At 66.3% G+C, this 11,030-nt stretch carries 9 protein-coding genes; 6 read left to right on the plus strand and 3 right to left on the minus strand.

The window, feature by feature from the left end; all coding sequences use genetic code 11:
* From moaB to ABWP09_RS06890, 3 genes are read right to left on the minus strand one after another with little or no spacing between them, the layout of a single operon-like run.
* Window positions 1–528, minus strand: a complete 528-nt coding sequence (gene moaB, locus ABWP09_RS06880; protein ID WP_353204405.1) for a molybdenum cofactor biosynthesis protein B — start codon at window positions 526–528, stop codon at window positions 1–3.
* A gap of 5 nt (window positions 529–533) precedes the next feature.
* Window positions 534–2,309 carry a lytic transglycosylase domain-containing protein gene (locus ABWP09_RS06885; protein WP_353204406.1) on the minus strand — a complete coding sequence of 592 codons (1,776 nt, stop codon included), beginning with the start codon at window positions 2,307–2,309 and terminating at the stop codon, window positions 534–536.
* Window positions 2,306–3,058, minus strand: a complete 753-nt coding sequence (locus tag ABWP09_RS06890) for a uracil-DNA glycosylase (RefSeq protein ID WP_353204407.1) — start codon at window positions 3,056–3,058, stop codon at window positions 2,306–2,308. The genes ABWP09_RS06885 and ABWP09_RS06890 overlap by 4 nt, the downstream gene beginning before the upstream one ends.
* A gap of 159 nt (window positions 3,059–3,217) precedes the next feature.
* On the opposite strand from ABWP09_RS06890, the gene ABWP09_RS06895 reads away from it, so the two are divergent.
* The 6 genes from ABWP09_RS06895 to ABWP09_RS06920 all read left to right on the plus strand — a co-directional run bounded on the left by ABWP09_RS06895 (window position 3,218) and on the right by ABWP09_RS06920 (window position 10,949).
* Complete coding sequence (locus ABWP09_RS06895; RefSeq protein ID WP_353204408.1) at window positions 3,218–4,870, plus strand: electron transfer flavoprotein-ubiquinone oxidoreductase; 1,653 nt, start codon at window positions 3,218–3,220, stop codon at window positions 4,868–4,870.
* A 240-nt stretch (window positions 4,871–5,110) separates the two neighbouring features.
* Complete coding sequence (locus tag ABWP09_RS06900) at window positions 5,111–5,935, plus strand: 4-(cytidine 5'-diphospho)-2-C-methyl-D-erythritol kinase (RefSeq protein WP_353204409.1); 825 nt, start codon at window positions 5,111–5,113, stop codon at window positions 5,933–5,935.
* Window positions 5,936–6,210: 275 nt separating this feature from the next.
* On the plus strand, window positions 6,211–7,932 hold the full coding sequence (gene ilvD, locus ABWP09_RS06905; RefSeq protein WP_353204410.1) for a dihydroxy-acid dehydratase: 1,722 nt from the start codon (window positions 6,211–6,213) through the stop codon (window positions 7,930–7,932).
* Window positions 7,919–8,317 carry a hypothetical protein gene (locus ABWP09_RS06910; protein WP_353204411.1) on the plus strand — a complete coding sequence of 133 codons (399 nt, stop codon included), beginning with the start codon at window positions 7,919–7,921 and terminating at the stop codon, window positions 8,315–8,317. Before ilvD ends, ABWP09_RS06910 begins: the two co-directional genes overlap by 14 nt.
* Window positions 8,314–9,774: an NAD(P)H-hydrate epimerase gene (locus ABWP09_RS06915; RefSeq protein ID WP_353204412.1), complete on the plus strand. Its 1,461-nt coding sequence runs from the start codon at window positions 8,314–8,316 to the stop codon at window positions 9,772–9,774. Before ABWP09_RS06910 ends, ABWP09_RS06915 begins: the two co-directional genes overlap by 4 nt.
* Window positions 9,771–10,949 carry a class I SAM-dependent RNA methyltransferase gene (locus ABWP09_RS06920; RefSeq protein WP_353204413.1) on the plus strand — a complete coding sequence of 393 codons (1,179 nt, stop codon included), beginning with the start codon at window positions 9,771–9,773 and terminating at the stop codon, window positions 10,947–10,949. Before ABWP09_RS06915 ends, ABWP09_RS06920 begins: the two co-directional genes overlap by 4 nt.
* The last annotated feature ends 81 nt before the right edge of the window (window positions 10,950–11,030 follow it).

The raw sequence follows: 11,030 nt of genomic DNA on the forward strand, positions 1-11,030 counted from the left end.
TCAGCGCTCGCGCAACCGCGGCATCAGTTCGACAAAGTTGCAGGGCTTATGGCGGCTGTCGAGCTGGCTCGCCAGGATGCCGTCCCACCCGTCCTTCACGGCGCCGGTCGAACCCGGCAGCGCGAAGATGTAGGTGCCCCGAGTCACGCAGGCGCACGCCCGAGATTGCACCGTCGAGGTGCCAATCGTCTGGAAGCTGAGCCAGCGGAATAGCTCGCCAAAACCGGGAATCATCTTGTCGGCGATTCGCTCGATTGCTTCGGGCGTCACGTCGCGCCCGGTGACGCCGGTGCCGCCGGTGGTGATGATGCAGTCGACCGCCGGATCGTCGATCCAGCGGTGCAGCGTGCTGACGATCAGCGCCACCTCGTCGCGCACGATCTCGCGCGCCGCGAGAACATGCCCCGCATCGGTCAGCCGTGCGATGAGTGTGTCGCCCGAGCGATCCTCGGCCAGCCGACGTGTATCGGACACGGTCAGCACCGCGATCCGCACCGGCAGGAATATGGCAGTTTGGTCGATCGGCACGGCGCTCAGTTCACGCTGGCAAGCGATTGTCCGCGGGTGTGCGAGGTCAGCCGCACTGATGTTGCGCCGGGAAGCCCCGGAAAGCGCGGCCACAGCCCTTGCGACAGGGCGGCACGGCTCACAGAGGCCGGCTTGCCGGTCTGCGCTTCATAGACCCAATAATTGCGCAGCACGGTGGTAACGTAACCGCGCGTCTCCCAATAGGGGATCGATTCGATGTAGAGTAACGGATCGCCGCCATCGCGCGCCACCGCATTCCACGCCTCGACCGGCCCCGGCCCGGCATTGTACGCCGCGATCACCTTGGGCAGCAGGCCGTCGGTGCAATGCTGGTCGCGCAATTGCTCAAGATAGCTTTGCCCGACCTCGAAATTGGTGCCGGGCCGCGACAAGGCGCTGCGATCGAAGCTGCGGCCCTGCTTACGCGCGATATCGGTCGCGGCGCGCGGCATCACCTGCATCAGGCCATACGCCCCGGCCGGGCTTACCACATCGGTGCGGAAGCGCGATTCCTGCAGCGTGTGGGCGAACACCAATGCCTTGTCGACGCGCCAGCCGCCATCGGGGATCCAGTTCGGCGCGGGGAAGCGCGCCTCGATCGGTGGCGTCGCGCCGACCGGGCCGTTATGCGACAGCCACACCTGCGTGCTCGGCAAGTCGAGTGCCGCGGTCAGCCGGACGAGCGCCGGATATTCCGCCGGATCGCCGATCCGTGCCTGTTGCTTGATCACTTCGTCGGCGAGCGTATTTTCGTCGATCTCGGCGAGCGCTGCGGCGACGCGAATATTCGGGCGGCGCGCGAGCGTTTGCCAGTCGCTCGTGGTCGATACTGCGATCGGACGCAGGGCTGGTTCCCTGATACCGAGTGCTTGACGCGCGAGCAGACCGTAGAACGTCTCGCGATACTGTGCGGCGGTCTTCAGTCGTCCCTCAACGCGGTCAGGCCGCGCACACTGCATATCGGCGCGCGCCGCCCAATACAGGCCGGCCGCGCGCAAATCGGTGTCGCTGGCGCGCGCCGCGACGGATTCGAAGGCGGTGCCGGCCGCGGCGCAATCCTGTTGTCGCCACGCCGCCAGCGCGCCGACCCACACCGCCTCGACCGCGAAATCGCCCGTGCCGGTTCCGGCCTTGGCCGCCATCGCGCGGGCATTATTGTCGTCGCCGGCAAGGAAATAGATCCATGCGATCTTGCGTTGCCACTCAGTGATCGATTCGGGCGAAAGGCCTTGCGTCGCTTCGAGCAAGGCCTGCGCTTCGCTCCCGCTATCGGCCTTGATGAAGGGTTGCATCTTCAGCGCCAGTTCGACCGCAAGCATGTCACCATTGCCGAAGCTCTTGGCGCGCTTGCGCGCCGGCGCGCCGTCGATCCAGGTCAGCGCGCGCGCTTCGGGCAGCGGGGGCAAGCCGACGCCGCCGCGCGACGCCGCCATCGTCAGAATCTGCCGCGCCTGCGGCAGTTCGGGCGCCTCGGCGAGCAATTTGGCGAGCGGATCGAGTTCAGCTTTGGGAGATCCCTTTGCGGTGAGGATTTCGGCGCGGGCGATCGCGTGGAGCGGGCCGGGCTTGAGCGCAGCGAGCTGCAACTGTGCGTCCTGCCATTTCTGCGCGCGGATGCTGGCAAAGACCGCGCGATAGCCGGCGCGCTGTTCAGCGTCGAGCTGCGGCGGAATACTGTCGCGCGGCGCGGTCTGAACCGAGACCGGCGGTTCACCTGCCGCGTGCGCCGCGACCGGCACGACCAACGATAAGGCGACCAGACCGGCGATTTTCAGCGTCATGCGTGAAGTCCTGCGATCAGCATCTGTAAATCCTTCCACGCGCGGGCCTTTTCGGCGGGGCGTTCGAGCAGCAGCCGCGGATGGAAACTGGCCACCACATCGACCGACACAGAAGTCTTCCCACATTCTAGGTTAATCGTCTGTAAATTTCCCCGCGCCCGCGCCACGTCCGTCCCGGTCACCGCACGGCTTGGCGCATTGCCGAGCAGGAGTAAGCGTTTGGGCGCGACCAGGGCGATGTGATGCCGCGCCACTTCGACCAGGCGCGCCTCGATTTCCGGGGCGATCCGACCGGTGAGCGGTCGCATGCTGCACATCGGCGCGAGATAGACCGAGTCGCGGTTGCGCCCGATCGCAGCGAGCATGCGATCGAACAGCCGTCCGGCTGCACCGCTCAGCAACACGCCCGAGTCGCAATCTTCGCGATCCGGCAGATCGACGAGGATCATGATGTCGGCGGCGGGATCGCCGGTCGCGGCAATCGGCGTGCCCGCCCATCCTGCCTCGGGCGCATCGGGACCAGACCGCCAGGCGACAAATTCGGCGAGCGTGCCGGGCAACGGCGCTATGGCGACTTCCGCTACGGCTTGCGCGCCACTGCGCCGCCGGGGTGGTTCGGGGGGAGGGGGCGGTACAGCGCTCCAGTCGCGCGGCACCTCGTCGACCAGCGTATCGACGCCTGCGTCGCGCCACCATTCGAGCGCGCTCGCGGCAGCCAATTGCCACTCGATATTCTGGTCAGCCCCCATATCTCTCTTTAGCTAGCATGTTGACGCGAAGGTCAATTCGCTGGCACGCGCAGATGGACAGGACGTGCCGCGCACGCGACGAGTAAGCGCATCGCGGCGTCCCGGTGGAGACGAGACGTGAGCAGCTATGAATCTGGGGGTGAAAACCACCGTGAATCCATGCCCTATGATGTGGTCATCGTAGGTGCGGGCCCGGCGGGCCTTTCGGCGGCAATCCGGCTGAAACAGATGGCCGCGGCGAAGGACGCTGAAATTTCGGTTTGCGTGCTCGAAAAGGGCTCCGAAGTCGGCGCGCATATTTTGTCGGGCGCGGTGATCGATCCGAAATCGCTCGACGAACTGATCCCCGATTGGCGCGACCCCAACCGGCCAGGCGGGGCTTGCGCGCTTGCCGAGGTTCCGGTGACCGAGAATCTGCACTGGGTCCTGACGCCCAAGGGCAAGTTCACGCTGCCGCATTTCATCACGCCGCCGTTCATGCACAATAAGGGCACCTATACCGGCAGCCTGGGCAATCTGTGCCGCTGGCTCGCGACGCAGGCGGAAGAGCTGGGGGTCGAAATTTTCCCCGGCTTTGCCGCTGCCGAGATCCTCTACAATGACGACGGATCGGTCAAAGGCGTCGCGACCGGCGATATGGGCGTCGCGCGCGACGGCACGCACAAGCCCGATTATACGCCCGGCCTTGAGATTCATGCCAAATATACGTTCCTCGCCGAAGGCGTGCGCGGCCATCTGACCAAGCAGCTGATCCGCACCTTCGATCTCGCCAAGGATGCGCAGCCGCAAGTCTATGGCATCGGGATCAAGGAATTGTGGGACATCGATCCCGCGCTGCATCACCCCGGCCGCGTCATCCACACGCAGGGGTGGCCGCTCGGTTCCGATGCGAATGGTGGATCGTGGCTGTATCATCAGGCCAACGGACAAGTCAGTCTCGGCTTCGTCACGTGGCTCAATTATTCGAACCCGCATTTGTCGCCGTTCCATGAAATGCAGCGCTGGAAGACGCATCCCGAAATCGCGTCGATCCTGAAGGGCGGCAAGCGCGTGTCGTACGGCGCGCGCGCGATCAATGACGGCGGATTGCAGTCGATTCCGAAGCTGGTGTTCCCGGGCGGTGCCTTGATCGGCTGTTCGGCGGGGTTCCTCAACGTGCCGCGCCTCAAGGGCACGCATGGCGCGATGAAATCGGGCATCATGGCCGCCGAAGCCGCCGCCGACGCGATCCTGGCGCAGCGCCAGCATGACGAACTCGTCGCCTATCCGCAGGCGTTTGAGGCATCGTGGTTGTACAAGGAGCTGTCGATCGTCCGCAACGTCGTGCCGCTGGTCAAGCAGTTCGGCGAGGTGATCGGCACGATGCTGTCGGGTATCGTCATGTGGCTCGAATATTTCGGGCTGAAGATGCCCTTCACGATGAAGCACCATCCCGATCATGAGAGCCTGCGCCGCAAGGATCAGGTCGCCAAGATCACCTATCCCAAGCCCGACGGCGTGCTGACCTTCGACCGGCTGTCCTCGGTGTTCATTTCGAACACCAATCATGAGGAGGATCAGCCGGTCCATCTGACGCTGAAGGACCCGGACGTTCCGGTGAAATACAATCTCCCGATGTATGACGAGCCGGCGCAGCGTTACTGCCCGGCGGGCGTGTACGAGATCGTCGGCGAGGAAACGGGTGATCCGAAGTTCGTGATCAACGCGCAGAATTGCGTCCACTGCAAGACGTGCGACATCAAGGACCCGACGCAGAACATCAACTGGGTGGTGCCCGAGGGTGGCGGGGGGCCCAATTACCCGAATATGTGACGCGCCGGGCAAGATGCAGCAAAGCTGCATCGCGCCTAAAGGCGTGTCCGGCCGGCGGCGCTCAAAGCGCCGGCCGACGACGCGGCTTTGCCGCGGCGCATCCTCCCAAAGATTCCACCCCGGCGAAGGCCGGGGCCTAGTTGCGAAGGTTGCCGTAATGAAGCGCTGTCCTCGCCAACAACCGGTCCGCTACTGGGCCCCGGCGTTCGCCGGGGTGGTGCGCTGGGAAGTTAGAGCTGCATGATCACCGAAAATGCCCCCGCCAAGATCAACCTCGCGCTCCACGTCCGCAGCCGGCGCGCCGATGGCTATCACGAGCTCGAAACGCTGTTCGCGTTCGTCGCGGACGGCGACACGGTGACGCTCGCGCCGGGGCCGCTGTCGCTTGCCGTGACCGGGCCGTTCGCCGCCGGGCTGAGCGGCGAGGGCGACAACCTCATCCTCCGCGCCGCCCGCGCCTTCGCAGCGGCGTTCGGCGTGGCGGAAACCGGGGCCTTCACGCTCGACAAACATTTGCCGGTCGCCTCGGGCATCGGCGGCGGGTCGGCCGATGCGGCGGCGGCGCTGCGCGCGCTGGCCAAGGCCAATGCGGTTCCGATCGACGATCCCCGCCTGTTCGAGATCGCCGCCGCGCTGGGGTCGGATATCCCGGCCTGCCTGCTTGGTCGGACCGCGCTGGGGGAAGGGCGGGGCGAACGGCTCCATCCGCTCGACGGGCCGGTCGGCATGGCCGTCTTGCTCGTTAATCCCGGCGTCGCGGTGTCGACCGCCGCCGTGTTCAAGGGCTGGGACGGCATCGACCGCGGGGCGATGCCCGATGGCGACGCGCTGTCGCTCGCGCTTGCCGGCCGCAACGATCTTGAGGCACCCGCACGACGGCTTGCCCCCGTGATCGACGCTGTGCTGACGCTGCTGGCCGAGGGTAAGCCGATTCTGGCGCGCATGTCGGGGTCGGGCGCCACCTGCTTCGCGCTCTATGCCAGCGAGGGTGACCGTACCGCTGCCGCCGCGCGCATCCGCGCCGCGCAGCCCGGCTGGTGGTGTCTCGAAACGCGACTCGCGTAACGCTTTTACGTGCCATCGCGGGACGATCGATCAGCAGTCTTCCCCAGATTCGCCGGAAAACCGCCATTGGCCCCGGTCTTGCTCTGCGTCGCTCGAACGGGTCCGCCGCCCCCCGCTGCGCGCCCGTCGATGGTCCACGGTCCCCCCGCGCGCCATCCAGGCTGCGGGACGGTGGGGGGAACTTCGCCGTCCCTACGCTTCCGCACCGCACCGATCGTGACCAAAGTCGCAACAGACTTGCGTCGAATCATCGATTGGCGACATAGGCAGTCGCCATGACCAATCGTTTCGACAAATCCCGCTTGCCCAGCCGCCACGTGTCGGTCGGGCCCGAACGCGCGCCGCACCGCAGTTATTATTATGCGATGGGCTTGACCGAGGAGGAAATCGGCCGCCCGTTCGTCGCGCTCGCCAGCGCCGGGAATGACAGCGCGCCGTGCAACACGCTGCTCGACGTGCAGGCGGATGCGGCGCGCGCCGGCGTGATCCAGAATGGTGGAATGCCGCGGCGCTTCAACACGATCACCGTTACCGATGGCATCGCGATGGGGCATCAGGGGATGAAATCCTCGCTGGTCAGCCGCGAAGTGATCGCCGATTCGGTCGAACTCTCGGTGCGCGGGCATTGTTACGATGCGCTGGTCGGCTTTGCCGGCTGCGACAAATCGCTGCCCGGCATGATGATGGCGATGCTGCGGCTCAATATCCCGAGCATCTTCGTCTATGGCGGATCGATCTTGCCCGGTCGCTATGAAGATAAGGACATCACCGTCGTCGACGTGTTCGAAATGGTCGGGCGCTTTGCCGCGGGCACATGCCCGATCAGCGAATTGCACGAAATGGAAAAGGTCGCGTGTCCCGGTCACGGCGCGTGCGGCGGGCAATTCACCGCCAACACCATGGCGTGCGTCGGCGAAGCGATCGGTTTGTCGTTGCCGAACAGCAACATGGTACCCGCACCCTATTCCACGCGCGAACAGATTGCGGTCGCGGCGGGCTATCAGGTGATGGAGTTGCTCGAACGCAATATCCGTCCGCGCGACATTTGCACGCGCGCGGCGTTCGTCAACGCCGCGCGCGTCGTCGCGGCGACCGGCGGATCGACCAATGCCGCGCTGCATTTGCCCGCAATGGCGAGCGAGGCGGGGATCGACTTCGACCTGTTCGACGTGGCTGAGGCTTTCAAATCAACGCCGTATATCGCCGACCTCAAACCCGGCGGCCAATATGTCGCGAAGGACATGTACGAAGCGGGCGGCGTTTACATGCTGATGAAGACGATGCTCGGTGGCGGTTTCCTCGACGGGAATTGCCTGACGGTCACCGGCAAGACGCTCGGCGAGAATATCGATCAGGTCACCTGGAACCCCGATCAGAAAGTCATTTACGACGTCAAGACCCCGATCAGCCCGACCGGCGGCGTGGTCGGCTTGCGCGGCTCGCTTGCCCCCGATGGCGCAATCGTCAAGGTCGCGGGGATGCACCGCCTGCAATTTACCGGCCCGGCGCGCGTGTTTGATTGCGAAGAGGATTGCTTCGCCGCGGTCGAAGCACGCTCGATCAACGAAGGCGAAGTGATCGTCATCCGCTATGAAGGCCCCAAAGGCGGCCCCGGCATGCGCGAGATGCTCTCGACCACCGCCGCACTCTACGGTCTCGGCCTCGGCGAGAAAGTCGCACTCATCACCGACGGCCGCTTTTCGGGCGCGACGCGCGGCTTCTGCATCGGCCATGTCGGGCCCGAGGCGGCCGATGGCGGTCCGATCGCGCTGATCGCGGATGGCGACACGATCCGGATCGATGCCGAGGCCGGGACGATCGACCTCGACGTGCCCGAGGACGTCCTCGCCGTGCGCCGCGCCGCTTGGACGCATCGGACGAACGATTACCAGTCGGGCGCGCTGTGGCGCTATTCCCAGACGGTCGGCCCCGCTTATAAGGGCGCGGTCACGCACCCGGGAGCAGCGGCCGAAACTCATGTCTATGCGGATATCTAGCGCAGTTCTGCTGCTTGGCCTGGCGGTGTGCGGCGAACAGCGCACCGACACCGCGACGCTCGCCAAGGTCGAGGCCGAGCAGCGCAAGACGCAGGACGATAGTGGCAACATCGTCTGCGCACAGCGTGGATCGAACGATTTTGCGCGCACCTGCACGATCGACCGCGCCGACAGCGATGCCGGGCTGATCCTGACGGTACGCCATCCCGACGGCGCGTTCCACCGCTTGCTGGTGACCAAAGACGGGCGCGGCGTGATCGCCGCCGATGGGGCGGAAAAGGCGGTGGTCAGCGTGATCGGCACGGGCGAGATCGAAGTCGCGCTCGGCGGCGACCGCTACCGCCTGCCCGCCACCGTCAAGGGCAAGCCTGCGACGGCATCATGACACCAATTGAAGGCCGACCGATCCTGACCGCCGCCCAGATGCGCGCGGCGGAAGATCGCGCGATTGCGGACGGCGCGACAGTCGAGAGCCTGATGGAACGCGCCGGCGCTGGTGTGGCCGAGGCGGTCCGGCGCCTGTCCGCTGGCGCACCGGTGCTGGTGCTGTGCGGGCCGGGGAATAACGGCGGCGACGGCTATGTCGCGGCGCGCGTGCTGCGCGCGAATGGGGTGGATGTGCGCGTCGCAGCGCTGGGTGAGCCCCGGAGCGAAGCGGCGATCGCGGCGCGGGCGGCGTGGGGCGGGGCGGTTGAGCGTTTTCCCGACGCGCCGCGCGAACAGCACGATATCAGTCCGGTCGTCGTGGATGCGGTCTTCGGCACCGGCCTGTCCCGCCCGCTTGACGACGACGTTGCGCGGACGATCGACGCGCTGGTCCAATGCGCGCGGCTATCCGTCGCGGTCGATCTCCCGAGCGGCGTTGACACCGACACCGGCGCCGAACTCAACCCGCTGCAACTCCCGAACTACAGCCTGACGCTGGCGCTCGGCGCGCTCAAGCCGGCCCATGTTCTGCAACCCGCAGCCAGCCTGTGCGGCACGGTCCGGTTGGTGGAGATCGGGCTTGGTCTCAACGAGATCGGGTCGCCGCGCGAGAATGTCAGCCCTGACGAGACGATCGCACGGCCCCGGCTGACCGCCCCACAGGCCAACTCCCAAAAGTATAATCGCGGCATGGTCGTGGTGATCGGCGGCGCGATGCCGGGGGCGGCGGCGCTCGCCGTTCAATCCGCAATGCGCGCCGGGGCGGGCTATGGGTTGCTGTTCGCCGATCCGGGCGCAGACATGCCCCACGCGGTGGTACGGCGCGCGTGGTCGCCCGAGGCGCTGACTGCAGCCATCGCGGGCAAACCCAAGGTCGGGATCGTGATCGGTCCCGGCCTCGGTCGCGGCGACGATGCCGTCGCGAAGCTTGATGCTGCGATTGCCTGCGAAAGGCCGATCGTGATCGATGGCGACGCGCTGCATCTGCTGGAGGAGCGCCACTTCGCGATCTTCCGCAAACGCGCGACGATCCAGGATCGTGATCGACGCGTGTTTGTGACCCCGCACGCAGGCGAATTCAAAGCGTTGTTCGGCGACTGGTCAGGATCTAAGATCGAGGCAGCACGCGCCGCAGCGCGCCATTCAGGGGCAACGGTCGTGTTCAAGGGGCCGGATACCGTCATCGCGCACCCCGACGGGCACATCGCTGTCGCGCTTGGCGGTAGCGCGTGGTTATCCACGGCGGGGACAGGCGACGTGCTTGCCGGGATTTTGGGGGCGACGCTGTTCAGCGCACCCTTCGGCGCAGCCGAAGCCGCCGTCTGGATGCACGCCGAGGCCGCGCGCCGTCTTGGCGGCGCGTTCCTCGCCGACGACCTCGCGCGCGAACTCTCGGCGATAAGGACAGCTTTATGACCGACACGATCGTCCGCGTCGCCGCGCGTGGGGAGGGCGTCACCGCCGACGGCCGCCACGCCGCCTTCGCTGCGCCGGGAGACACGCTAACCCCCGACAACACCGTCCTCCCCGGCCCGCACCACCAAGCGCCGCCATGCCGCCACTTTCCGCAATGCGGCGGGTGCCAGCTCCAGCATCTTGACGACGCGAGCTATGCCGCCTTCCTGACCGACCGCATCACCGGCGCGCTCGCCGCGCAGGGGCTGACCGCAGCGATCCGCCCGCCCGCGCTGTCGCCGCCACGCACGCGTCGCCGTGCTGCGCTGCAGGCCGAGGCCCAAGGCGGCGTCGTGACACTCGGCTTCAGCGAGGGTGCGAGCCACAATATCGTCGATCTGCGCGACTGCTGGATCCTGACGCCGGAGCTGTTCGCCGTCATCGCGCCTTTGCGCAAACTGCTCGCGCGCGTGCTCAAGGGGCGGGCGCGCATCCATCTCACCGAGATCGATCAGGGCGTCGACGTGCTGATCGAGGGTAAGATCGTCGACGGCTTGGCGGCGGTCGAAGCGATCACCGCCTTTTGCGGTGCCAACCGCATCGCCCGGCTGGCGATCGACGACGGGATCGGCCCCGAAACGCGCTGGGAGCCCGAAGGCGCGACGATCAGCCTTGGCGGCGTGGCCGTGCCGTTCCCGGCGGGATCGTTCCTGCAGGCCACGCGGGAAGGCGAGGGCGCGCTGGTTGCGGCGGTGAAGGAAGCGGTGGGCGGCGCGACGATGTGCGCCGATCTGTTCACCGGCCTCGGCACCTTCGCGCTGTCGCTGCCGGGCAAGGTCTATGCGGCCGAGGCGGGGCGCGATGTGATCCTGTCGCTGAAGAGCGGCGCTGCGCTGGCCGGGCGGCCGGTCTTCGCCGAGCATCGCGACCTGTTCCGCCGCCCGCTGACCAGCGCCGAATGCGATCGCTTTCAGGCGATCATCCTTGATCCGCCGCGCGCCGGGGCAAAAGAGCAAGTCGCGCAACTCGCGGCCTCGGATGTGCCAGTGATCGCTTATGTTTCGTGCAATCCCAGCAGCTTCGCGCGCGATTCGGATATTTTGTGCAAAGCTGGCTATACGCTCGATTGGGTCCAGCCGGTCGGCCAGTTCCGCTGGTCGACGCACGTCGAACTTGCCGCGCGTTTCAGTCGGTAGCGCGGCGAGAAGAAGGTGATCTCACACAAAGGCACAAAGGCACAAAGCAAGAATTTTAAAATATACTTCTTAGTGTCTTAG

Source organism: Sphingomonas sp. (assembly GCF_040398505.1).
Lineage (GTDB): Bacteria > Pseudomonadota > Alphaproteobacteria > Sphingomonadales > Sphingomonadaceae > Sphingomonas.